Annotated in this window: 20 protein-coding genes; 18 read left to right on the top strand and 2 right to left on the bottom strand. The window is 67.7% G+C overall.

The genetic code is table 11. The features are described 5' to 3' along the window. Window positions 1–96: 96 nt before the first annotated feature. From mreC to ACZK1G_RS18990, 8 genes are all read left to right on the top strand, one after another. Complete coding sequence (mreC, locus tag ACZK1G_RS19025; protein ID WP_101766096.1) at window positions 97–1,200, top strand: rod shape-determining protein MreC; 1,104 nt, start codon at window positions 97–99, stop codon at window positions 1,198–1,200. Continuing rightward, window positions 1,197–1,682, top strand: a complete 486-nt coding sequence (gene mreD, locus ACZK1G_RS19020) for a rod shape-determining protein MreD (RefSeq protein ID WP_005419400.1) — start codon at window positions 1,197–1,199, stop codon at window positions 1,680–1,682. The genes mreC and mreD overlap by 4 nt, the downstream gene beginning before the upstream one ends. Window positions 1,683–1,685: 3 nt before the next feature. Next, window positions 1,686–3,761 (top strand): penicillin-binding protein 2, encoded by a 2,076-nt coding sequence (gene mrdA / locus ACZK1G_RS19015; protein ID WP_101766095.1) that lies wholly within the window; start codon window positions 1,686–1,688, stop codon window positions 3,759–3,761. Further along, window positions 3,758–4,870, top strand: a complete 1,113-nt coding sequence (rodA, locus tag ACZK1G_RS19010) for a rod shape-determining protein RodA (RefSeq protein WP_014038519.1) — start codon at window positions 3,758–3,760, stop codon at window positions 4,868–4,870. The genes mrdA and rodA (ACZK1G_RS19010) overlap by 4 nt, the downstream gene beginning before the upstream one ends. Before the next feature lie 122 nt (window positions 4,871–4,992). Then, window positions 4,993–6,087, top strand: a complete 1,095-nt coding sequence (gene rodA, locus ACZK1G_RS19005; protein ID WP_170871752.1) for a rod shape-determining protein RodA — start codon at window positions 4,993–4,995, stop codon at window positions 6,085–6,087. A gap of 1,060 nt (window positions 6,088–7,147) precedes the next feature. Continuing rightward, on the top strand, window positions 7,148–8,293 hold the full coding sequence (gene mltB / locus ACZK1G_RS19000; RefSeq protein ID WP_101766094.1) for a lytic murein transglycosylase B: 1,146 nt from the start codon (window positions 7,148–7,150) through the stop codon (window positions 8,291–8,293). Then, on the top strand, window positions 8,290–9,561 hold the full coding sequence (locus ACZK1G_RS18995) for a septal ring lytic transglycosylase RlpA family protein (protein ID WP_049443676.1): 1,272 nt from the start codon (window positions 8,290–8,292) through the stop codon (window positions 9,559–9,561). The genes mltB and ACZK1G_RS18995 overlap by 4 nt, the downstream gene beginning before the upstream one ends. A gap of 100 nt (window positions 9,562–9,661) precedes the next feature. Further along, window positions 9,662–10,882 (top strand): D-alanyl-D-alanine carboxypeptidase family protein, encoded by a 1,221-nt coding sequence (locus tag ACZK1G_RS18990; RefSeq protein ID WP_101766093.1) that lies wholly within the window; start codon window positions 9,662–9,664, stop codon window positions 10,880–10,882. A 273-nt stretch (window positions 10,883–11,155) separates the two neighbouring features. Here the strand turns inward: ACZK1G_RS18990 and ACZK1G_RS18985 are convergent, their stop codons facing one another. Beyond that, entirely contained in the window at window positions 11,156–12,214 is a 1,059-nt protein-coding gene (locus tag ACZK1G_RS18985; RefSeq protein ID WP_197622230.1) for a lipid A deacylase LpxR family protein, read from the bottom strand. Window positions 12,215–12,565: 351 nt separating this feature from the next. Here ACZK1G_RS18985 and ACZK1G_RS18980 point away from each other — a divergent pair, with 351 nt between their 5' ends. The 7 genes from ACZK1G_RS18980 to gnd all read left to right on the top strand — a co-directional run bounded on the left by ACZK1G_RS18980 (window position 12,566) and on the right by gnd (window position 19,996). Further along, complete coding sequence (locus ACZK1G_RS18980) at window positions 12,566–12,844, top strand: YbeD family protein (RefSeq protein WP_005411067.1); 279 nt, start codon at window positions 12,566–12,568, stop codon at window positions 12,842–12,844. After that, the gene (gene lipB / locus ACZK1G_RS18975; RefSeq protein WP_014038512.1) at window positions 12,832–13,542 is read left to right on the top strand and encodes a lipoyl(octanoyl) transferase LipB; all 711 of its coding nucleotides are present in this window, start codon (window positions 12,832–12,834) and stop codon (window positions 13,540–13,542) included. Before ACZK1G_RS18980 ends, lipB begins: the two co-directional genes overlap by 13 nt. 18 nt (window positions 13,543–13,560) lie before the next feature. After that, a complete protein-coding gene (gene lipA / locus ACZK1G_RS18970) occupies window positions 13,561–14,571 on the top strand; it encodes a lipoyl synthase (RefSeq protein ID WP_049442836.1) in 1,011 nt (336 codons plus the stop codon). A gap of 234 nt (window positions 14,572–14,805) precedes the next feature. Further along, window positions 14,806–16,983 (top strand): carboxy terminal-processing peptidase, encoded by a 2,178-nt coding sequence (locus ACZK1G_RS18965; RefSeq protein ID WP_049442837.1) that lies wholly within the window; start codon window positions 14,806–14,808, stop codon window positions 16,981–16,983. A 232-nt stretch (window positions 16,984–17,215) separates the two neighbouring features. Beyond that, the gene (locus ACZK1G_RS18960) at window positions 17,216–17,824 is read left to right on the top strand and encodes a DUF2242 domain-containing protein (protein ID WP_049442838.1); all 609 of its coding nucleotides are present in this window, start codon (window positions 17,216–17,218) and stop codon (window positions 17,822–17,824) included. A 23-nt stretch (window positions 17,825–17,847) separates the two neighbouring features. Next, complete coding sequence (locus ACZK1G_RS18955) at window positions 17,848–19,080, top strand: hypothetical protein (protein ID WP_182474397.1); 1,233 nt, start codon at window positions 17,848–17,850, stop codon at window positions 19,078–19,080. A gap of 10 nt (window positions 19,081–19,090) precedes the next feature. Then, window positions 19,091–19,996: a phosphogluconate dehydrogenase (NAD(+)-dependent, decarboxylating) gene (gene gnd, locus ACZK1G_RS18950; RefSeq protein WP_049442839.1), complete on the top strand. Its 906-nt coding sequence runs from the start codon at window positions 19,091–19,093 to the stop codon at window positions 19,994–19,996. A gap of 428 nt (window positions 19,997–20,424) precedes the next feature. Here gnd and ACZK1G_RS18945 read toward each other — a convergent pair whose 3' ends face one another. Then, window positions 20,425–21,468 carry an oxidoreductase gene (locus ACZK1G_RS18945; RefSeq protein ID WP_101766090.1) on the bottom strand — a complete coding sequence of 348 codons (1,044 nt, stop codon included), beginning with the start codon at window positions 21,466–21,468 and terminating at the stop codon, window positions 20,425–20,427. A gap of 170 nt (window positions 21,469–21,638) precedes the next feature. Between ACZK1G_RS18945 and ACZK1G_RS18940 the strand changes: the two genes are divergently transcribed. The 3 genes from ACZK1G_RS18940 to ACZK1G_RS18930 all read left to right on the top strand — a co-directional run bounded on the left by ACZK1G_RS18940 (window position 21,639) and on the right by ACZK1G_RS18930 (window position 24,477). Then, entirely contained in the window at window positions 21,639–22,022 is a 384-nt protein-coding gene (locus tag ACZK1G_RS18940; RefSeq protein WP_049442841.1) for a BON domain-containing protein, read from the top strand. Between the two features lie 200 nt (window positions 22,023–22,222). Continuing rightward, window positions 22,223–24,040 carry a sensor histidine kinase gene (locus tag ACZK1G_RS18935; RefSeq protein WP_101766089.1) on the top strand — a complete coding sequence of 606 codons (1,818 nt, stop codon included), beginning with the start codon at window positions 22,223–22,225 and terminating at the stop codon, window positions 24,038–24,040. Next, entirely contained in the window at window positions 24,037–24,477 is a 441-nt protein-coding gene (locus ACZK1G_RS18930) for a response regulator (RefSeq protein ID WP_005411057.1), read from the top strand. The genes ACZK1G_RS18935 and ACZK1G_RS18930 overlap by 4 nt, the downstream gene beginning before the upstream one ends. Window positions 24,478–24,479 lie beyond the last annotated feature (2 nt).

Here is a 24,479-nt window from a genome sequence, read left to right as displayed (position 1 = left end):
GCGCCCTTCCGGGGTGCGGCCCGCCGCGATGGCGGGCCGGCACCGGCGGGGCGCCCGCGTGTTTCCCTTCCGCCTTCTGCCAGTTGAATCGTTGCCGTGCCGCCCTACGCCGGTCCTCCCGTTGCCTCCCGATCCGGTGATGCCGCCAGCCCCCTGAGGTTGCTGGCTTACCTCGCATTGGCCATCACCCTGATCGTGCTCGACGACCAGGCCGGCTGGCTGGCGCGCCTGCGCGAGCAGGCCAACAGCCTGGTGCAACCGGTATGGGCGCTGGCTGGCCTGCCCGGCAAGCTCGGCAACCAGGTCAAGGATTCCGCCGCCAGCCACACCCAGCTGGTGACCGAGAACCGCGAACTGCGCAACCAGCTGCTGCTGGCCAACGCGCGCCTGACCCGCCTGCAGACCGCCGCGCTGGACAACGCCCAGCTGCGCGAACTGCTGAACGTGGCCGAGCGCAGTGGCCTGGACGTGCAGCTGGCGCCGATCCTGGACATCGACCTGGACCCGGTGAAGCAGCGGCTGGTGCTTGATGCCGGCACCCGCGAGGGCGTGCATGTCGGCCAAGCGGTGATCGACGCCGGCGGCTTGATGGGGCAGGTGATCAGCGTCACCGGCGGCACCTCCACCGTGCTGCTGCTGACCGACCCCGACCACGCGGTGCCGGTCACCGTGGCCCGCAACGGCGTGCGCCTGATCGTCTACGGCCGCGGCGACAAGCTGGAGCTGCGCGACATTCCGCTCAGCGCCGGCGTGGAGGTGGGCGATGAGATCGTCACCTCCGGCCTCGGCGGGCGCTTCCCGGCTGGCTTCCCGGTCGGCACCATCACCGGCCTGCGCCCGGACGACACCCACGCCTTCCTGGTCGGCGAACTGAAGCCCGCGGCCCAGCTCGACCGCGGCCGCGACGTGCTGTTGCTGCGCCCGGGCGCTGCGATCCGGATTCCGCCGGAACTGCGCCTGCAACTGGAAGCCACCGCGCCGGGCGGCCCGGCCAGCGCCGCTGCCGCGCCGGCAATGCCTGCACCGGCCGTGGGCCGGTCACCGGCTCCGTCTGCGACGCCGACGGTTGTCCCCGCATCCTCCCTTACCCCCGCGCCGTCGGCGCGCCCCCCTCAACAAGAGGGGGGCTCTCCCCCGGCCAGCTCCACGGTAGTGCCGGCCGCTGGCCGGCAACCGACCACGCCGGAGGCCCAGCGATGAGCCGTCTGCGAGACAACCCGTGGGTGCTGCCGGCCAGCCTGGTGGTGGCGCTGCTGCTGGGCCTGCTGCCGTTGCCGGCGCTGCTGCAGCCGCTACGCCCGTACTGGCTGGCGCTGGTGCTGGCGTACTGGGTCATCGAGGCGCCCGAGCGTGTCGGCCTGGGCATCGCCTTCGCCAGCGGCGTGGTCGCCGACCTGCTGTACGGCGGCGTGCTGGGCGAACAGGCGCTGCGGCTGGTGATGCTGGCCTTCATCCTGCAGCGCTTCCGCGCCCGCATCCGCTTCTTCCCGATGTCGCAGCAGATGCTGGCCATCGGCGGCCTGCTGTTCAACGACCGCATCGTCAGCGCGCTGGTCCACATCGTGGTGGATGAGCCGACCCTGCCGTGGTCGTACTGGTGGGCACCGCTGCTGGGCATGGGCCTGTGGCCGCTGGTGTTCGTGCTGCTGGACGCGGTGCGCTTCGGCAAGCGCGGGCGCTGAGCCATGATCCCGCGCCGCCAGGTCAAGAACCCGCACGCCGAAGCCGAACAGTTCCGCCGCCGTGCGGCGCTGGGCTTCCTGGGCGTGCTGGTCTGCCTGCTGGGCCTGGGGGGCTGGTACTTCAAGCTGCAGGTGCTGGACCACGACGTCTACGCCACGCGCTCGGAAGCCAACCGCATCAAGCCGCGGCCGGTGGTGCCCGGGCGCGGCATGATCTACGACCGCAACGGCCGCCTGCTGGCCGAGAACGTGCCGGCGTTCCGCCTGGACGTGACGCCGGACAAGGTCAAGGACATGGACGCCACCCTGGAAGGGTTGGCGAAGATCATCAACATCAGCCCGGAAGAGCTGGAAGCGTTCAACAAGTCGCGCAAGGCGCGCCGCAAGTTCCTGCCGGTCACGCTGAAGCTGCGCATGAGCGACGAGGAGATGGCGCGCTTCGCGGTCGACCGCTGGCGCTTCCCCGGCGTCGAGCTGGAGCCCTACCTGACCCGCCGCTATCCCTACGGCGATCTGTTCGCGCACATCATCGGCTACGTCGGCCGCGTCGATGACAAGGACCTGGAGATCCTCGGCGAAGGCAACGCTGCGCTGACCCACATCGGCAAGTCCGGCCTGGAGCGCTATTACGAGCAGCAGCTGCGCGGCAAGGTCGGCTACGAGCAGGTCGAGACCAACGTGCAGGGGCGTGCGATCCGCACCATCGGCCGCGTCGCCGCGCAGTCCGGCGCCGACCTGCGGCTGTCGATCGACGCCGACCTGCAGCGCGCCATGGTGGCTGCCTTCGGCGACCAGGAAGGTTCGGCGGTGGCGATGGACCCGCGCACCGGCGAAGTGCTGGCGATGGTCAGCCTGCCATCCTACGACCCCAACCTGTTCGTCAACGGCATCTCGCATGCCGACTTCAAGGCGCTGAACGAAAACCCGTCGCGGCCGCAGTTCAACCGCCTGGTGCTCGGTGGCGTCGCCCCCGGTTCCACGCTGAAGCCGCTGATCGGCCTGGCCGGCCTCGATTCGGGCGTGCGCCGCCCGGAAGACAAGGTGCTGTCCACCGGCATGTTCTACCTGCCGGGCACCTCGCGCGGCTGGGGTGACGCCCACCGTGGCGGCCACGGCTGGACAGACCTGCGCAAGTCCATCGCCGAATCGGTCAACACCTATTACTACAAGCTGGCGCTGGATCTGGGCATCGAGCGCTTCGACCATTACATGGAGTACTACGGCTTCGGCCAGCCGACCGGCATCGACCTCACCGGCGAGATCGGCGGCATCCTGCCGTCGCCGGCCTACAAGCGGAAGAGCCGCAAGGAAGCCTGGTACCCCGGCGATACGGTCAACATCAGCATCGGCCAGGGCGACTGGAAGGTCACCCCGCTGCAGCTGGCGCGCGGCGTCAGCGCACTGGCTGACGGCCAGCTGCGCACCCCGCACCTGGTGATCCAGCAGCGCGACGGTTTCGACAGCGACTGGTCGGCGATGCCGGCTGGCGAGAGCAAGCCGGTCAGCCCCAACCCCAACAACGTGCAGGCCGTGCGCGAGGGCATGATGGCGACCATGCGGCCCGGTGGCAGTGGCTGGCGCGTGGCCGTCGGTGCTCCGTACGTGATGGCCGGCAAGACCGGTACCGCGCAGGTCATCAGCCGCAAGGGCACCGCCGCCGTGAATCCGAAGAGCCTGCCGATGCATCTGCGCCACCGCGCGCTGTTCGTCGGCTTTGCGCCGGCGGACAACCCGGTGATCGCGATCGCGGTGGCCGTGGAAGGCGGTGGCTATGGTGGTTCGGCCGCCGCGCCGATCGCCCGCAAGGTGTTCGACGCCTACCTGCTGGGCAAGATGCCCGAAGGCATGCAGCCACTGGACAGCGAGCGCGGCACCACTGCCATCGGCGCCACCGCGTTCGACAACGAAGACGCCGGCGCGCGCCAGGCCGGCGACCTTGCCGCTGTGCAGCTGGGTGAACATCCGGTACTGATCGGTGTACCCGCACCGGAACCGGCGCCTGTACCGCAGCCGGGTACGCCGGCCGCGGCCGCGCTGCCCGCCACGCCGCGCCCGACCCCCGCGGAGCCCGCACGATGAGAGTGTTCCTGCGCTGGGCCGGCGACATGCTGCGCCGCTTCTTCAGCACGCTGGACTGGGTGCTGTGCCTGGCCCTGGGCGCGCTGATGGTGATTGGACTGGCCACCCTGAAGAGCGCCGGTGGCGACGGCCTGGTGATGGCCCAGGGCGCACGTTTCGCGGTGGGCATGGCCGCGCTGTGGGGCATCTCGCGGGTGCCGATCCTGCGCATCCGCTCGGCCACGCCGATGATCTACGCGATCTCGATGATCCCGTTGCTGGCTGTGTTCGTGCTGGGCACCGGTAAATATGGCCGGCAGTGGCTGGACCTGAAGTTCTTCTACCTGCAGCCGGCCGAACTGCTGAAGGTCAGCCTGCCGATGATGGTGGCCTGGTACCTGCACAAGATGCCGCTGCCGCCGCGCTTCAGCACCGTGCTGACCGCGCTGGTCATCATCGGCGTGCCCACCGGCCTGGTGATGCTGCAGCCGGACTTCGGTACCGGCGTGCTGATTGCCGCCAGCGGCGTGTTCGTACTGCTGCTGGCGGGCCTGCCGTGGTGGTGGGTCGGCCTGGGCGTGGGTGGCGTGGCCGCGGTCGCGCCGGTGGCCTGGTTCTGGTTGCTGCGGCCGTACCAGAAGGACCGCATCATGATGTTCCTGGACCCGGAGATGGATGCACTGGGGGCCGGCTGGAACATCATCCAGTCGAAGATCGCGATCGGTTCCGGCGGCTTCGATGGCAAGGGCTGGGGCGAGGGCTCGCAGTCGCACCTGAACTTCATTCCCGAACAGACCACCGACTTCGCGTTCTCGGTGTTGAGCGAGGAGTTCGGCTGGATCGGCGTGGCCACCGTGCTGGCGCTGTACCTGGTGGTGATCGGTCGCTGCCTGTGGATCGCCAGCCAGTCGCGCGATTCCTATTCACGCCTGCTGGCCGGCGCCACCGGCCTGGCGTTCTTCGTCTATGTGCTGGTGAATGGCGGGATGATTTCCGGGCTGCTGCCGGTGGTCGGCGTGCCGATGCCGCTGATCAGCTACGGTGGTACCTCGGCGGTCTCGCTGCTGGCCGGTTTCGGCCTGGTGATGGCGGTGCGCAGCCACAATCCGGTGCATGGCGGCTACGGTTGAGTCCGGCGTCGGGGTCAGATCCCTTTTCCCACAGGAAAAGGGATCTGACCCCAGAGCTCGGCTACGGAGAGCAGGGGCGTCCTGACAGCTTCACGCAAGCGCCCGTTGCTACCGTGGCCAGCGTGGAATGGAAACGACTGCTTGGCGGCTGCCGTGAGGTGGTGCGCACCATCGATCTGCCGTTGCTGGCTGCCTTGTTGATCCTGATGGGCGCGGGCCTGGCGGTGCTGCACAGTGTGTCCGGGCCGGTGGGTGGCCAGGCAGCGCGCTTTGCCGGTGGGCTGCTGGCCATGTGGCTGCTGTCGCGCGTGTCGCTGCTGCGCCTGCGTGCATGGACACCGGCGTTGTATGCGCTGTCGATGTTGCCGCTGATGGCGGTGTACGTGATCGGCACCGGCAAGTACGGGCAGCGCTGGCTCAACCTGGGCGTGTTCTACCTGCAGCCGTCCGAGCTGCTCAAGCTGAGCCTGCCGTTGATGATGGCGTGGTACCTGCACCGGCAACCGCTGCCGCCGTCGCCGCGCACGGTACTGACCGCCGCAGTGCTGATCGGCGTGCCGGCGGTATTGATCCTGATGCAGCCCAATCTCGGCACCGCCACCTTGGTCACCGCCAGCGGCGTGTTTGCGTTGTTGCTGGCTGGACTGCACTGGGGCTGGGTGGCGACGGGTGCGGCAGGGCTGGCGGTGGCTGCACCCCTGGCCTGGTTCGGCCTGTTGCGGCAGTACCAGAAGGATCGCGTGCTGACTTTCCTCGACCCGGCGGCAGACCCGCTCGGCACCGGCTGGAACATCCTGCAGTCGCGCATCGCGATCGGTTCCGGTGGCTGGGAGGGGCGTGGCTGGGGGCAGGGCACCCAGGCCACGCTGGATTTCCTGCCCGAGTACACCACCGACTTCGCGTTTTCGGTGCTGGCCGAGGAGTTCGGCTGGATCGGCGTGGCGACGCTGTTTGCGCTGTACCTGTTCGTGGTCGGGCGTTGCCTGTGGATTGCAGTGCACGCGCGCGATACGCATGCGCGGTTGCTGGCCGGCAGCCTGGGGCTGGCGTTCTTCGTCTACGTGCTGGTGAACGGCGGAATGATTTCCGGCCTGCTGCCGGTGGTGGGCATTCCGATGCCGCTGATCAGCTACGGCGGGACCTCGGCGGTTTCGCTGTTGGCCGGCATCGGGTTGGTGATGGCGGTACGCGGGCACCGGCCCGTGCACGGGGGATAGGGTTTCCAGCCAACGGCGCAGCCCCTCGTGGGTGGTCGCGCAAAGCAGTTCATGGGTGGGGCCGGGTAGATGGGCTGCGCAGGGGACGCTGCAAGTACGTCCATGTAAGCTCGGTCGCCGCATCCATGCGGCTCACGCCCCTGCGCAGCCCATCTACCCGGCCACGGACAGGTTCCGTGCGCGTCTACCCACGGAGAAGAAAGAGAAGATCAAAAGCGGGTCGCGGCGCTGCGCTTGCTCGTGAGCCGAGCATGGCTATGCCGGTCGTCCTGACCGGCACCCTTCGGGCCGTCGCCATGGGCGACGTTGGCAGCGGCTCCTGCCGCTGCCTTCGGCTCTACAGGAAGCAATGAAGCGGGCGGCCAAGCTGGTTTTGCTTTTGATCTTCTTTTTCTTTTCCGTGGGTGGACGAACACGGAATCTGCCAGCGGCCGGGTGGGTGGGCAGTGCGGGGTGTCTGCGGCATGGATGCCGCGGCCAAGCCCCCATGGATGGGTTCACGGCGTCCCCGCAGTGCCCACCCACCCGGCCAGCCCTCAGCAATCCGGCTTTCAGCGACCAATTCCACCCACGAGGGGCTGCGCCGTTGGCTGGAAACTTCCTGACTCTGCGCAATGCCCGTTGTGGAATCGTTCTCACAACGACGCACAGCAGCACGCGCTCTGACCAATTTCCAGAAAAAATGTTAGCTGGTTCACACTTTTACAGCGCGTTGATCTTGATCAATGGACTTGTCGTAATCGGCCTGCACAATGGCGGCCCGTTCGGCACGGCGCGCCGTCAATCGATGCAGCGCGAGGGGGCGTCGGGCGGGAAGCAGTACTGATCCAACGGGTACAGGGAGCGCGGGGTACTGCCACTGGGGAGCGGCAGCCGCGCAGGTACCGACCGGATCCGGTCGCCGGTTGCGTCTGCGGGGATGGGGACGCAACCGGCAACCTCTATCTGAATGGGGCAGGGTGATCACGACGTCTTCACATTTCCCGCTGAACACGGGCAAATCGTTGTGATTCATGGTGTTAGGGGTTTTAATTCATCCATGACCTGCTAACCTGCGACGATGATTCGACGCACTCTGGCCTGCATGCTCACCCTCGGCCTGGTCGCCTGTGCGACCCAGCCGAAGTCCCCACCGTCTTCGCCCCAGGCCAGCAGTACGCCGCGCCAACCCGCCGCCAAGGCCCATGGCCCGGCCGAGGCTGCGCCCGAAGCCACCGCTGCCACCGCGCCGCCGGTCGATCTGACTCCGGTGCCGTTCGAGGTCGCGCGGGCCCGCTTCATTGCCGATACCGCCAAGCGCTATGGCCTGAAGCCGGAGCAGATCAGCAGCGTGCTCGACCAGGCGCAGGTGCGCCAGCCGATCATCGCCGCGATGTCGCGCCCGGCCGAGCGGGTGAAGCCGTGGAACGAATACCGGCCGATGTTCATCAGCAAGGCGCGCATCGATGGCGGCCGCGCGTTCCTGGCCCAGCACCGTGCCGAACTGGATCGCGTGCAGCAGCGCACCGGCGTGCCGGCCGAAGTGATCGTGGCGATCATCGGCGTGGAAACCAGCTACGGCAAGAATGCTGGCAGCCATCGCGTGCTCGATGCGCTGTACACGCTGGCGTTCTATTACCCGCGCAGCGGCGACCCGGCCAAGCTGGAACGCGAAGTGCGCCGCGAGCTGTTCTTCCGCGATGAGCTGGCCAAGCTGTTCGAGCTGGGCCGCGAAGAGAACCTGGACATCACCACGCTCAAGGGCAGCTATGCCGGCGCGATGGGCATGGGCCAGTTCATGCCGTCCAGCTATCTGGATTACGCCGTGGACGGAAACGGTGATGGCCGCCGCGACCTGTTCACCAGCTACGACGACGTGTTCTCGTCCATCGCCAACTACTTCGTGAAGAAGGGCGGCTGGGTGCGTGGCGGACAGGTGGCCGTGCCGGCCACGCTGGCGCCGGGACGCGAGGAGTTCAATCCGACCGAATGGATGCCGACCTGGTCGATGGCCGACCTGGCGCAGCGCGGCTACCAGCCGAGCGCGTCGGTGCAGCCGGGCGCCACCGCCACCCCGATCACGCTTGAAGGCAGCACCGGCAAGCAGTACTGGCTGGGCTTCCAGAACTACTACGCGATCACCCGCTACAACCTCTCGAAGATGTACGCGATGGCCGTGTTCCAGTTGTCCCAGGCCATCGCCGGACAGGAGCTGCCCCCGGCATGAACATCAGATGGCTGGTCCCAGGCTTGATCGTCCTCGCGTTGGCTGCCTGCAGCAGCGCGCCGAAGAAGCCGGCCACGGCCGGCCATGGTGGCAAGTCGGGTGGCACCCTGGTGCAGGGGCGCGGCTCGCGCCCGGCACACTGTCCGGAAGGGTCGCCGTACGCGGCGGCCAAGGAAGACCTGAGTACCCGCGGCAACTACACCGCCGGTGGCCTGTACAAGCCGGGCGTGCGCGACAGCACGCCGGATTACATTCCCAACGTGGCCTGCATTCCCGAGCCGGAAGTGACCGCCGAGGAGCGCTCGGCGATCGGCAACAAGTCGCCGTACGTGGTGCTGGGCAAGTCGTACAAGGTGCTCGACGATACCCATGACTATGTCGAGCGCGGCACCGCGTCGTACTACGGCGCCAAGTTCCATGGTCGCCTGACCTCCAACCGCGAGGTCTACGACATGTACCAGTTCACCGCCGCGCACAAGACGCTGCCGCTGCCCAGCTTCGCCCGCGTGACCAACCTCGACAACGGCGAGTCGGTGATCGTGCGCGTCAACGATCGCGGCCCGTTCCACGATGGCCGCGTGGTCGATCTCAGTTATGCCGCCGCGGTGCGCCTGGGCATCACCCAGCGCGGCACCGGCAACGTCGAAGTGCGCGCGCTGCAGCCGGGCGAGAGCAACCTGCTGGCGCAGAAACCGTCGCGCCGCGAGCGTCGTGCCGCCGAAGCGGCAGCCGCGGTGGCCAGTGCGCGCCCGGCACCGACCGCGCGCGCAACCGCCGACAGCGATATCGATCGCCTGGTCAAGGGTCTGCCGGCCGATGGCATGCCGGCGCGTGGCCAGCCGGCCACCACCCAGGGTGTGGCCAGCACCGTGCCAGATGTGGCGGTCAGCAGCCTGCCGCCGAGTGCGCCGCTGGTGCGCAGCACTGCACCGGCACCGGTTGCAGTCGCCAGCGCTGCGCCGCGCGCCGTCGCGCCGGCACCGGTGCGCACCGTCGCCGCTACGCCGGCGGCACCCAGCCTGTCGCAGCAGGTGGTGGGCGCGGTGATGGTGCAGGTCGCCAGCTTCTCCAGCCGAGACAACGCCAACCGCGCGATGGGCCAGCTCAATGCCGCCGGCATCGTCGGTGCGACCATCAGCGACATCGCCGCCGGTGGCCGCACGCTGTTCCGCCTGCGCGTTCCCGCCAACGACCATGCCAGTGCGGCGGAACTTGTCGGCCGCATCGCCGGTCTGGGCCTGGGTTCGCCGCAGATCGTCAAGGATTGATCCGCCCGGGCCGGTGCTGCCGGCCCATGCTCCCCCGGCCTTACAATGGCCGTTACGTTCCACCCTCCATTCCCGGCCGTCCCCTGGAGCCTGCTGTCCAATGAATTTCCGTTCCGCCGCCACCGCCCTGGCCGCCACCCTGGTGGTGGGCCTGGCTTCCGCCCAGACGCCGCTGCCGACCCCGGCCACGCCGGCGCCTGCCGCCGCCGCTGCTGCCCCGGCCACCGTCGCCACTCCGCCGGCCCCGGCGCCGAGCGTGTCCAAGGCCTGGGTCCTGATGGATTACGCCACCGGCCAGGTGCTGGCTGGCGAGAACATCCACGAGCAGCTGGCCCCGGCCAGCATCACCAAGGTGATGACGTCCTACGTGATCGCCGCCGAGGTCAAGAACGGCAAGGTCCGTGCGGATGACCAGGTGATGATGAGCGAGCGCGCCTGGCGCGAGGGTGGCGCCGGCACCGATGGCAGCTACAGCGGCTTCCCGGTCAACCAGACCGCACGCCTGGAAGACATGGAAAAGGGCATGGCGATCCAGTCCGGCAATGACGCCGCGATCGCCCTGGCCGAGCACGTGGCCGGCAGCGAAGAAGCCTTTGCGTCGCTGATGAACAGCTACGCCGCCAAGATCGGCATGAAGGACTCGCACTTCGTCAACGCCCATGGCCTGACCGCACAGGGCCACCACAGCACCGCCTACGACCTGGCGCTGCTGGGCCGCGCAATGGTGCGTGATTACCCGGAAACCTACGCGTACAACAAGATCAAGGAATTCCAGGTCGGCAACATCAAGCAGCCGAACCGCAACCTGCTGTTGTGGCGCGATGGCAGCGTGGACGGCATCAAGACCGGCCACACTTCCGAAGCCGGCTACTGCCTGATGAGCTCGGCCCAGCGTGGTGACCAGCGCCTGATCGCCGTGGTGCTGGGTGGTTCGTCGGAGAAGCAGCGTGCCGACGACAGCCTGGCCCTGCTGAACTGGGGCTTCCGCTTCTTCGAGACCCACCGCCTGTACGAGCCGGGCAAGGCCGTGGCCGAGCACAAGGTCTGGAAGGGCACCACCGACAAGGTGCAGCTGGGCGTGGCCCAGCCGATGCTGGTGAGCGTGCCGCGCGGCCGCTACAACGACCTGAAGCCGAGCATCGACGTGCCCAAGACCCTGGAAGCACCATTCACCGCCGGCCAGCAGATCGGCACCGTGAAGGTCACCCTGGATGGCAAGGTCATCGCCGAGGCACCGCTGGTGGCCGTGGCCGCCGTCGAGCAGGCCGGCTTCTTCAAGCGCCTGTGGGACAGCTTCTGGATGTGGTGGGAATCGGAATGATCCACGCCCCGGCGTGGTGAACGAAAAGGCCGGCGAAAGCCGGCCTTTTCTGTTCTGGGATGCCGCTTGCGCATGAATCCTGCCGGATGTGGGTAGTGCCGGCCGCTGGCCGGCTCCTCATGAACCCATCCGGATGTGGGTAGTGCCGGCCGCTGGCCGGCTCCTCATGAACCCATCCGGATGTGGGTAGTGCCGGCCGCTGGCCGGCACCCCATGAACCCATCCGGATGTGCCAACAGCCGGCCAGCGGCCGGCACTACCTCAGCCCCTCGCTTACAGCGAGCGGCTGATGGTGAAGCTGCCGAACACCGGCGACTGGCGCTGGCCATCGAATTCGCGGGTGCTGTGGTAACGCGCGACTGCGAATTTCCAGCGCCCACGCATCACCGCGATGCCGTAGCCGCCCTGGGCCACCACGTGGCGCTTGTCCACACTGTGGCTGCTGCGGAACGTGTTGCCGTCCAGGGTGATGTCGCGGATCATCCACGCCGCGTCGGTGGTCACGAACAGGTGCCATGACCAGCCGTTGGGACGACCACCACGGGTCGGTGCCGTGTTCTCGCCGGCCGGACGCAACGGTGTGCTGCCGAAATCATCGGGCAGCTTCCAGCCGAAACGCACTTCGCCACCGGCATTGGCCTTGGTTTCCAGGTTGCCGATCGCACCACCGTAGTGGCTGATCGCATCCCAGCCCCAGCCGCCGGCATTGACGCTGGCATCGGCCGGCCAGCGGCGCATGCGCTCGTGGGTCAGCATGAACACCGGTTCGTTGTGCAGCTGGTTGTCCCAGCCCTCGAACTTCTTGTCGCCCAGGAGGTTGTGCACCGCGTCCTGCACCTGCTTGCCCTGAGCCCACGGACCGACCACGCCCAGCGTCAGCTGGGTGGTCTGCAGGCGGTCGCCGCTGCGCGCGTTGAAGCCGAAGCTGGCGATCAGCACGCCGGCATACGGGCGGTCATCCTTGATCAGATCGCGGCGGGCCGGGTCGGTCGGGGTGAAGATGCCCTGGCCGATGCTGAAGATCATGTTCTGCTGTTCGAACCTGCCGGGGTGCAGCCCTTCCAGGTACTGGTTCACCCAGCGCGCCATGCGCGGCAGGCAGGGGTCGTCGGTGTAGTCGACCAGGTTCGGCGAGACCAGGGTCAGCTGCGCGCCGTTGGTGTAGCCCTGGTCCTGGTGGCGGCCACCGAACAGGTCGTTGTCGACGCGGAAATTGATCTGCGGCGGGTGGTCGCGCATGGCGTCCGGGCCACACTGTTCGGCCGCCTGGGCGGCAAGGGGAAGGGTAGCGGCCAGCAGGCCGGCCAGCCCGAGGGCTGCGACACTACGCATGGATGGAATGCTCATGGGGAAGGGGGCGGTTTTCTGTCGTTTTCTGCAACGCCACGGTACTCGCGCCCGCGCGTCGGAACGAGCGCGTTGGGATCACTTGTCTGTTCCGAAAACAACATTGTCCGACGGACACAATTTGTTACCCGATCAGGCGCCGGTACCGTTCCACGCAGGCGCCGCAGCTCGCCCTGGGGGTGCTGTGGCCCGGCCGCAGCGGGGGATTGCAGTCAGCTGCGGTTGGGCCTTCGGCCCGGGCGCCGGGGCCGTCTGCAACGCAGCAGGCCGCCCGTGCCGTCTTTGACGTTGATGAATACTCTTGGGTTTGTCGCCCTGCGGCCCGATAATGGGGCCATGGAAATCAAGTCCGACAACCCCGACCACGGCTTCCAGTTCCCCGGCCAGTTCGAGCTCAGCGCCATGGGCCCGGCCAACCGCGGCCTGGAGCATGAGCTTCCCCGTCTGCTGCTGGCTGCCGGCATCGATGTGGTGAACGAACGCATCAGCTGGAAGCATTCGTCCAACGGCAAGTACGTGTCCGTCCGTATCGTGTTCAAGGCCGAGAGCCGCGAGCAGTACGACCTGGCGCACCAGGCACTGCGCGACCACCCGGAAGTGAAGTGGACGCTGTAGCCGACAGCTGCCCGGCCGAAGCCGCCCCGGAAGACCGCGCGCCGCGTCCGGCGGTGGTCCGTGACCTCGGCCGCCAGGCCTATGAACCGGTGTGGCGCGCCATGCAGCGCTTCACCGACCAGCGCAGCGACGCCGACGCCGACGAGCTGTGGGTAGTCGAGCACGATCCGGTGTTCACCCTGGGCCAGGCCGGCAAGGATGAGCATGTGCTGGCGCCGGGCGATATCCCCGTGCTGCACGTGGACCGTGGCGGCCAGGTGACCTATCACGGCCCCGGCCAGATCGTGGTCTATCCATTGCTGCGCCTGCCGCGGCTGGGCATCGGCGTGCGCGACTACGTGTGCCGCATCGAGCAGGCGCTCATCGATACCCTGGCCGAGTGGAACATCGGCGCCGAACGCCGCGAGGGCGCCCCGGGCGTCTACGTCGGTGGCGCTAAGATCGCCGCGCTCGGCATCCGCGTGCGCCGCGGCTGCACCTTCCATGGCCTGGCCTTCAACGTGGCCATGGACCTGGAACCCTTCCACCGCATCAACCCCTGTGGCTATCAAGGGTTGCAGGTGACCTCGGTGGTAGACTTGGGCGGCCCCTCCGGGATGGATGCCGTCAAGCCGGTGCTGCTGGACCACCTGGCCCGCCAGTTCGGCCTGCTGCTGCAGCACACGCCGGAACTGCCCGATCTTTCTGCGGCCGCCTGACCGCCCCCCGGAACTGCCATGACTGAAACCACCGCCCGTTCCATTCCCCTGCAGATCGTGCAGGGCGACTCTCCGTCCGCCGCGCCGTTGCAGGCCGGGGTCAAGCAGCTGGGCGGTGACAAGATCAACCGTTCGCCGGTGCAGTTCGCCGACGCGCCGGTGCTGCGCAAGCCGTCCTGGATCCGCGTGCGCATTCCCTCGGGCAATGCCGTGCAGAACCTGAAGGCCAAGCTGCGCGAGAACCGCCTCGTGACGGTGTGCGAGGAAGCCAGCTGCCCGAACATCCACGAGTGCTTCGGCCATGGCACCGCCACCTTCATGATCCTCGGCGAGGTCTGCACCCGCCGCTGCTCGTTCTGCGACGTGGCCCACGGCCGCCCGAAGCCGCCGGATGCCAACGAGCCGGCCAGCCTCGGCCAGACCGTGGCCGACATGGGCCTGAAGTACGTGGTGGTGACCAGCGTCGACCGCGATGACCTGCGCGATGGCGGTGCCCAGCACTTCGTCGACTGCATCACCGCCATCCGCGCGAAGTCGCCGGGTACCCGCATCGAAGTGCTGACCCCGGACTTCCGTGGCAAGGGCCGCATGGAGCGCGCGCTGGAGATCCTGGCGCAGAACCCGCCGGACGTGTTCAACCACAACATCGAGACCGTGCCGGACCTGTACCGCAACGTGCGCCCGGGTGCGGACTACCAGTGGTCGCTGAACCTGCTGAAGAACTTCAAGGCGCAGCACCCGGACGTGCCGACCAAGAGCGGCATCATGCTGGGCCTGGGCGAAGAGTTCGAACAGATCAAGGCCACCATGCGCGACCTGCGCGCGCATGACGTGGACATGATCACCATCGGCCAGTACCTGCAGCCGACCGCGCACCACCACCCGGTACTGAAGTACTGGACCCCCGAGGACTACAAGGCGCTGGAAGACTACGGCTACGAGCTGGGCTTCAGCCACGTGGCCTCCGGCCCGATGGTGCGCTCGTCGTACCACGCCGACGTGCAAGCCAAGGGCGCGGGCGTCCGGTAAGCGGTTGCCGCCGGGCCACGGCCCGGCGCTGCCAATGGGTGCCACCACCAGCATGGTGGGTGCGGACCGTTGGTCCGCACGCCTTTGCCTGCATTCACAATTTGCTACACCGGCCCCGCTAGGCTGGTTTTCCACCGAGCGCGGCCGGGTGACAAACCCGGCAACTTTCGGCACTGTCGTGGTGTCTGAACACCCTGCAGTCTCCCCCTTGGCAAGGCGCCTTCGAGCACGTCAATGAAATTCAAAGCCCCCGCATTCCTGATGGCCCTGGCGCTGGTCGCGCCGCTGGCGCTGGCGGCCAAGGCCGACTCGCCCGCATTGCCCGCGGCGGCCACCGCCGATCAGGTGACCACCTCCAAGCTGGTGTACGGCCTGTTGTCCGACAGCCGTTACGCCTACCGCCCGCGTGCGCTGGACGAGGCCACCTCCAAGGACGTGTTCAAGCGCTATCTGGAGACCCTGGACGGCGGCAAGCAGTACTTCACCCAGGCCGACGTGGCGCGCTTCGCGCCGTTCGAAGCCAATATCTCCTCGGCCATCCGTGGCGGCGAGCTGGAGCCGGCGTTCCAGGTGTTCGCGGTCTACAAGCAGCGCGTCGGCGAGCGCGTGGCCTATGCGCGCAAGCTGCTCAAGCAGGAACCGGACTTCACCACCGACGAGCGCTTCGAATACGACCGCAAGAAGGTGCCGTGGGCGGCCAGCAGTGCCGAGCTGGATGAGCTGTGGCGCAAGTCGGTGAAGAACGACTGGCTGCGCCTGAAGCTGGCCGGCAAGAAGCCGGACGACATCCGCAAGACGCTGGACAAGCGCTACGCGACGCTGGAGAAGTCGGTCAACGAACTGAAGGGCGAAGACGTCTTCCAGTTCTTCATGAACTCGTACACCAGCGCGGTTGATCCGCACACCGATTACTTCACCCCGCGCACCGCCGAGAACTTCAACCAGGCGATGTCGCTGTCGCTGGAAGGTATCGGTGCGCAGCTGCAGCGCCAGGACGATGTGGTGGTGATCCGCGAGATCATCGCCGGCGGTCCGGCCGCAGTGGACGGCACGCTGAAGCCGGGTGACCGCATCGTCGGCGTTGGCCAGGGCAAGTCCGGCCTGGTCGAGGATGTGATCGGCTGGCGCATCGACGATGTCGTGGCCAAGATCCGCGGCGCCAAGGACACCCAGGTCAAGCTGGAATTCATTCCAGCTGCCGAAGGTGCCGACGGCAAGCACCACACCCTGGTGCTGACCCGGCAGAAGGTGCGCCTGGCCGAACAGGCCGCCAAGGGCGAGACCATGACCATTCCGGCCGCCAACGGCGAGCCGGCACGGAAGATCGGCGTGATCAAGCTGCCGACCTTCTACCAGGACTTCGAAGGCCGCCGCCGCAATGCCGCCGACTATGCCTCGGCCACCCGCGACGTGGCCAAGCTGCTGGCCGGTTTCAAGAACGACAAGCTGGACGGCGTGGTGCTGGACCTGCGCAACAACGGCGGTGGTTCGCTGGATGAAGCGATCGAACTGACCGGCCTGTTCATCGAGCAGGGCCCGGTGGTGCAGGTGCGCGAGTCCGGTGGCCGCGTCACCGTCAACAGCGACCGCAACCAGGGTGTGGCGTGGGACGGCCCGCTGGCGGTGCTGATCAACCGTGGTTCGGCCTCGGCCTCGGAGATCTTCGCCGGTGCCATCCAGGACTACGGTCGTGGCCTGGTGATCGGTGAAACCAGCTTCGGCAAGGGCACGGTGCAGAACATCGTCGACCTCGACCGTTGGCCGAGCGGCGAGACCCAGCGCTTCGGCCAGGTCAAGCTGACCATCGCCCAGTTCTTCCGCATCAGCGGCAGCAGCACCCAGCACAAGGGGGTAGTGCCGGACCTGGCCTTCCCGGCCAGCGTCGATGCCACCGAATTCGGCGAAAGCACCTACGACAACGCGCTGCCGTGGACCCGCATCGCCGCCGTGCCGCACACCCAGTACGGCAACTTCGCGCCGCTGCTGCCGAAGCTGGAGACCCGTCACGACGCGCGTATCGCCACTGACAAGGAATTCCAGTGGTGGAACGAGGACGTGCAGCAGTTCCGCACTGAAGCGGCGAAGAAGTACATCTCGTTGAACGAAGCGACCCGTCGCGCCGAGCGCGAGCGCCAGGACGCCCAGCGCAAGGAGCGCCAGGTGCAGCGCAAGGAACTGGGCCTGGCCCTGGACCCGCTGGCCGACGACAGCAGCGACGATGGCCTGACCGGCAACGAGCGTGACATCGTGAAGGATGCCGCGCGCGAGAAGGCGGCGGAAAAGCGCCCGGACCCGCTGCTGCGCGAGTCGGCCTCGATCCTCGCCGACGCGGTGAACCTGCTGGCCAACGACCGCCCGCTGTCCGCACAGGTGCTGCCGCAGTCCACCGGCGCGGGGCGTTGGGCGGACTGAGCCGGAGACGGCATGTGATACCCGAGGGGCCGGCATTGCCGGCCCCTTTCTGTTTGGGGACCTCGTTCACGGTAGCGCCGGGCCATGCCCGGCGAGCGAACTGCCACAAACGACTTAATCCCCTCCGTCCCCTTTTTCGTGCATGAACCGGGAGCAACGTGGGGGGGCATGTCGACCTGCCGCACACGGGGGCGGGACTACCCTTGGTGCTTCCGTTCTCGCAGGAGTACCCATGCGGGCCTCCCGTCTTTCCAGCGCTGCCGTGGCGCTTACCAGCGCCCTGATCCTCTCGGCCTGTGGGGGCCGTGCCGCCGACAGCACCGTGCTGCGCGAATCCTTCGATTCCGGCGATACCTTCTCGCGCACGGTCGATGGGCGCCCGGGCGACGCCTGCGAGGCGGCGCGCCGCACCCTGCTCAGCCAGGGCTATGCCATCGCACGTTCCGATGATGCACAGGTGGAGGGCAACAAGAATTTCCAGCCGCGCGAGGATGACCATGAGCAGCTGGTGCTACGGATCTCCTGCGCCCCGCGTGGCAGCCAGACGCTGGTGTTCGTCAGCGCAGTGCAGGATCGCTACGCGCTGAAGAAGAGCCCGACTTCGGCCAGTGTCGGTGTGGGCGCGCTGGGCTCGGTGTCGCTGCCGTTCGGCAGCAACGACGACTCGCTGGTGAAGGTGGCCAGCAGCACGGTCACCGACGCCGAGTTCTATCGTCGCTTCTTCCAGCGCCTGGAGCAGTACCTGCCGGCTGCGGCGGGCAAATCTGCGCCATCGCCATCGCCATCGCCATCGCCGGCAGCGGCGCCGGAGCCCGCACCGGCGGTCACGGACCAGGGCTGAGCGTGCGCGGCAAGTGGCTGGGTATGGCCCTGCTGCTGGTGCCAGCGTGGGGCGCCACGGCGTCATCCCTGGACTGTGCGCAGGGCCTGCTGCAGCGGCTGGGGTGGCGCTTCGAAGACGCGGATCTCCGTGCGCCGCAGGTACTCAAGGGGCCGGTGTGTACGCGTGCCTCGCTCGCCGCGGCGCAGGCAGCGGGTGATCTGCGCGTACGCTGGCCGACGGATCTGCCTGCGGGCGAACGACAGGCACTGCTGCAGCAGCTGCTGGAAGACCCTGCCACGGTCTGTGCCTATGCCTTCGAGCTGGGGGCGGCCACGCGGCGCGCGACCTCGGCATTGCAGGGCAATGCCACGTTCCGTTTCTCCGGCCCGCAGCTGGGCTGGATCGGCTTTGGTCTGGGTGGCGCGCCGGCACAAGGCTGGCAGCGTACGCGCAGTTTTGGTCGCGGCTTCGTGCCCAGTGCGGGCAACAGCCATGCGCTGCAGGCGTTCTACAGCGGTAGCGTGCGTGCCGAATGCGGTGTCGGCCGCCAGGTCGCGCAGCTGGCCACCCAGCGCGAGCTGTATGGCGATACCGCGTTCGATACGGAGTTCGCAGCGGATGAACTGTCGATCGGCACCTTCCTCGCGCTGCACGATACCGACAGCATCCTGCTCGGCGCGCATGCTGGCGATTTCTTCGCCGACGGCAAGGCGGTGCGCACGTCGGCGATGGGGCGGCAGGCGTTCGTCGGCGTGCCCGGTTTCATCGAACATGTGTACGACAAGGGCATGCTGGACGACCTGAGCAACCAGGCCGAGAACTTCGTGGTGGTCGAGGTGGGCGAGGGTGCTGCGCAGGCGTTGCAGCTGCACGGCGGCCTGGCCTGGTACGACCAGCGCAATGCCGAGCTGTGGAAACTGGCGCAGGACATCCCGCGCATCGGCCAGCGCTACTTCGAGCGCCTGCTGTTCGACCGCGATCCACACCTGCGCGCACGGCTGGCGCCGCGCTACCACGACACGCTGGCACGCATGGACCAGCTGCTGGACGATCCGTTCTACCAGCAGTTCGTGATCTATGTGCATCCGCGCGGTATACGTCCCATCGGCTACCACATCGCCCGCCTGCTCGATCGTAATCCGCGCACGCCGTTTTCGATCGACCTGGCGGTGCACAATCTGCATACCACGCTCTACCGGCGTTGGCGCGAGGCGCAGCTGCGCCACTGCGCGGCTACCGGCAGGCCAGGCAGCCTGACCCTAGACCCCAACTGAAGGTGAAACAATGGACATTGCAATGATCGGCCTCGGCCGCATGGGCGCCAACATGGCCCAGCGCCTGCATCGCGGCGGCCACCGCGTGGTCGGCTACGACCCGGGCGAAGGCGCCCGCCAGCGCGCCGCGGAGGCCGGCCTGGAGGTGGTTGATTCGCTGGCCGCCGCCGTGGCCGCGCTGCCGGTACCGCGCGTGGTGTGGCTGATGGTGCCGGCCGGCGAAACCGTCGACCAGACGCTGGGCCAGCTGACCCCACACCTGGCCGAGGGGGACATCGTCATCGACGGCGGCAACTCCAACTACCAGGACTCGATCCGCCGCGCCAAGGCGCTGTCCGAGGACGACCTGGGCTACGTCGACTGCGGCACCAGCGGTGGCGTGTGGGGCCTGCAGGAAGGCTACAGCCTGATGGTCGGTGGCGAAGCGTCCGTGGTGGAGCAGATCGCACCGCTGCTGCGCACGCTGGCCCCGGCCGAAGACCGCGGCTGGGCGCGTGTCGGCCCGTCCGGCGCCGGCCACTTCACCAAGATGGTCCACAACGGCATCGAGTACGGAATGATGCAGGCCTATGCCGAAGGTTTCGCGCTGATGGAGCGCAAGCAGGAGATGGAGCTGGACCTGGCGCAGGTGGCCGAGGTGTGGCGCCACGGCAGCGTGGTGCGTTCCTGGCTGCTGGACCTGAGCACCGAAGCCCTCAAGCGCAATCCCTCGCTGGATGGCATCGCACCGTACGTGGAAGACTCCGGTGAAGGCCGCTGGACCGTCGCCGAAGCCATCGCGCTGGACGTGCCGGCGCCGGTGATCACGCTGTCGCTGCTCGAACGCCTGCGTTCGCGTGAATCGAATTCGTTCACCGATCGCCTGCTGTCGGCGATGCGCAATGAATTCGGCGGCCACGCCATCAAGAAGTCGTAAGCACTAAGCCGGGGTCGGATCCCTTTCCGCAGGAAAGGGCTCTGACCCCATGCAGCCAGTCGAGCATGGCTCGACTCTACAAAAGCCTTCTCCGATCGTTGCCACGTCATCCGTGCATGGCGTGGATGTGTCGACCAAGGTCGACACCTACCGTCGGGCGCGGGAATCTGTCGAAGGCGGGGTGGGTCCGGTTGCGGGGACGTGAGCGCCATGGGCCCGAGGCATGCCTCGGGCGGGTTGGGCAGGACGCCCAACCCCGGTCTTGCCGTGTGCGCAGGACAGCGCACACGAGCAAGGCGCGACCGAGCCTACAGGGACGTATTTACGGCGTCCCCCGCAACCGGACCCACCCCGCCATCTCACGGACAGCTTGCTTTTGACGTTGACGTTGCCGTCGATTCGGCAGGTGCAGGGCGCAGCCCTGCCGGTCATCCCAACTGCACCCGCCGCCCTTCGCGCGCGCTGTCCATGCCGGCCTGCAGCAACCGCATCAGCTGCAGCGCCTGCACCGGGCTGACCGTGGCTTCGCCATCGCCGTGCATCGCCGCCGCGAACTGCGCATACAACCGCCGGTAGTCGCCCGGCAGGTTGTCGACCGTCGTGCGCTGCACGTTGTCCTCGGCGTCGCAGCGCAGCAGCTCGCCATGCCGCGGATCAATGCCCCAGCCCGGCGCGCCCGGTGCCACGCCACGGCGCAGCTGCGCTTCCTGCACATCCAGTCCGTGCTTGATCCAGCTGCCATCGCGGCCATGCACTGCGAAGTGCGGCGTGGGCGCCGCTACCAGCGAACCGGCATGCACGATCGCGCGATGCCGCGGGTAGTGCAGTACCGCGTGGAAGTAATCGATGCCGCTGCCGCCTTCGCGCTGCACGGCCAGATCGGCATCGATCGCCTCGGGCCAGCCGAACAGCACCAGCATCTGGTCGAGCAGGTGCGGGCCGAGGTCGTACCACAGGCCACTACCCGGCCCGTCCTGCTCGCGCCAGCGGTCGCGCACCTGCGGGCGGTAACGGTCGAAGTGTGCATGGCACTCGGCCACGTCACCGAGTGTGCCTTCGCCCAGCAGCGCCTGCAGCGTGAGGAAGTCGGCATCGAAGCGCCGGTTCTGGAACACGGTCGCGATGCGTCCGGCATCGCGCGCCGCAGCCAGCACCGTTTCCGCTTCGGCCACATCCAGCGCGAACGGCTTGTCGACCAGCACGTGCTTGCCCGCCGCCAGCGCGGCGATCGCCAGCGGCGCGTGCTGTTCGTTCGGTGTGGCGATCACCACCGCATCCACTGCTGGATCGTCGAACACCTCCTGCGGCGTGGCGCGCACGTGCACGTCGCTGAACGCGCGCAGCAGGGTGTCGCGTTGCGAACTGACGATGCTGTGCAGCACCAGCCCGGGCGTGTGCTGGATCAGTGGCGCATGGAAGACGCGGCCGGCGAGGCCGTAGCCGATCAGGGCCAGTTGCAGGTCGGGGCGCATGGCAGGGCTCCGGCAGTGGGAAGGGCAGGGTAAACGACGGGTGCTGGCCGTCCAAAACTGAACCGTTGCCGTTGGAAACGTTTCGATTCACGGCGGCATGACCGCAACGCCACGCCTGCTCTACGGCGGCTTGTCCAGACTGGCAGCACATCCCGAAGGAGTACGACACGATGAGCAATACCACCCGCACGCTGATTGCTTCCGCCCTGACCCTGGGCCTGGCGCTGTCCTCCTCGGCTGCATTCGCCAAGGATCCGGCCGCGAAGAGCCCGCCGGCCAGCACCCATCCGACGACCCATGCCGATCGCCATGACTCCAACGAGCCGGTGACCGATACCTGGATCACCACCAAGGTGAAGGCCGATCTGCTGGCCAGCAGCAACGTTCCGGGCACTGAAATCAAGGTGGAAACCGTGAATGGCGTGGTCAGCCTGAGCGGTGCCGTGGCCACCCAGGCCGAGAAGGACAAGGCGGTCACCACCGCCAAGGGCATCAAGGGCGTGACCCGCGTCGATGCCGCCGCATTGAAGGTCAGCGCCGCTGCCAAGCGCTGACCCCGGTGGGCGCCCCGGCATGGGGCGCCCGCTCCTGTGTAGCGCCGAGCGTGGGCTCGGCGCTACAGCATCGGATTCCGAACCCGTTCAGGCAACGCCGCTGGAAACTCCAGAGTTGTGACCGCCTGCGCTATATTGCCGGTTCCGCCGCAGCCGGGCTCGCCCCGGACCACGCTTCGCGGCTGTGCTGACGAGGAACTATGGCGCTGGTTTTCAGTGACGACATCTGGGACCGCTGGCGGTTGCCGGCCCTGGCGCTGGCCGCTGCCGCGATCATCGTGGTGCCGTGGTTGACCCTGCGCAAACTGCAGCAGGACAGCGAACAGGCGATGGCCTGGGTCAACCATACCCAGGCCGTTGGCGTGGCGCTGCAACAGCTGCAGGCCGACGTGCGCGATGTCGAATCGGCGGCATTGACCCTGTCCAAGGGCGTGGATGCCCCCGGCCTGCGCGAGCGCATGGCCAAGGCCAACGAGATCCCCGGGCGCCTGGCCGAACTGGGCCGGATGACCCGCGACAATCCGGATCAGCTGATCCGCATTGGCCGCATCGAATCGATGCTGGACGGTCGCTTGGCCGTGGCCCGCGAGCTGGCCCGGTCCGAACCGAACAGCGATCAGCGTGAGCTGGTGCAGGACCTGAGCACGCGTTACCCGATCCGGGGCCTGGTGGAAGAGCTGCAGGCCAGCGAGCAGAAGCTGCTGGCGCTGCGCGCCGAGCAGGCCGCGCGCCAGCGCAAGCAGACTGAACTGGTGTCGTGGAGTTCGCTGGTGATCCAGCTGGCGCTGCTCGGCCTGGTGCTGTGGCTGCTGCAGCGGCAGATCGGCCGCCGCCTGCATGCGGAGCGGCAATCGCTGCGCTCGGCTGCACGCGCGGCGTCGGTGCTGCAGACCGTGCGCGAACCGATCGTGCTGCTCGACCGCGACCTGCGCGTGCAGCTGCACAACCCGGCATTCGCTGAGCTGTACGGCCTGCAGGACGAACGTGCCGACGGCCTGCTGCTGGAAACCGTGGGCGACAACGCCTGGCAGGACCCGGTGGTCCGGCAGCGCCTGGCTGACGTGCTGTCGCGCGGTCGCGAACTCTGGGACTTCGAGCACGAGCAGCGCACCGCCGACGGCATGGTGCGCTACATGCTGCTCAACGCGCGGCGCATGCCGTTGCCCGACACCGACGACGAAGTGGTGCTGCTGACCATCAGCGACGTCACCATGCAGCGCGCAGTGCAGCTGCGCGTGGAAGAGCTGAACCGCCAGCTGGAAGGCAAGGTTGCGCAGGTATCCGAGGTCAACCGCGAGCTGGAGGCCTTCAGCTACTCGGTTTCGCATGACCTGCGTGCGCCGCTTCGCCACGTGGCCGGATTCTCCGACAAGCTGTCGCGCCACCTCGGCGAGGCCGCCGATGACAAGAGCCGCCATTACCTGGAAGTGATCTCCAGTTCGGCCCGGCGCATGGCGGCGCTGATCGACGACCTGCTGGTCTACTCGCGGCTGGGCCGCGCGGCGATGCGCCAGCAGGCGGTGGACATGCAGTCGCTGGTGGCCGATACCCGCGCCATGCTCGATTCCAACCTGCAGGCCGAAGCAGAGAACAGCGGCCATGCGCACCACGTGGAGTGGAGCATCGCGCCGCTGCCGATCGTGGTGGGCGATGAGAACATGATCCGCCAAGTCTGGCTGAACCTGCTCGGCAACGCGGTGAAGTACTCGGGCAACCGCGAGCCGGCGAAGATCCGCGTGGATTACCAGCCGCAGCCCGATGGCGGCCATCAGTTCACGGTCAGCGACAATGGTGCAGGCTTTGACATGGCCTACGCCGGCAAGCTGTTTGGTGTGTTCCAACGCCTGCACAAGGCCAGTGACTACCCGGGTACCGGCATCGGCCTGGCCAGCGTGCGTCGCGTGCTGACCCGTCATGGCGGCCGTATCTGGGCCGAGGCTGAACCGGACGTCGGCGCCACCTTCCACTTCTATCTGCCTCCCGCGATCGACGCGGACAAACAAGGGCCTTCTGCATGACCACTCTGCGCACCATTCTTCTCGCCGAAGACAGCCCGGCTGATGCCGAAATGGCGATCGACGCCCTGGAAGAGGCGCGTCTGGCCAATCCCATCGTGCACGTCGAAGACGGCGTGGAAGTGATGGACTACCTGCTGCGCCGCGGCGCCTTCGCCAATCGCGAGGAAGGCCTGCCGGCGGTGCTGCTGCTGGACATCAAGATGCCGCGCATGGATGGCCTGGAAGTGCTGCGGCAGATCCGTGAGCACGAAGAACTCAAGCGCCTGCCGGTGGTGATCCTGTCGTCCTCGCGCGAGGAAAGCGATCTGGCCCGCAGCTGGGACATGGGCGTGAACGCCTACGTGGTCAAGCCGGTGGACGTGGACCAGTTCTTCGGCGCGGTGCAGACCCTGGGCAAGTTCTGGGCGTTGATCAACCAGGCACCGGAACTCGAGTGAGC

This window comes from Stenotrophomonas sp. 109824_Sma, from assembly GCF_056480025.1.
The sequence above is the reverse complement of the archived record's forward strand: the minus strand, read 5'-3'. Positions and strand labels throughout refer to the sequence as shown.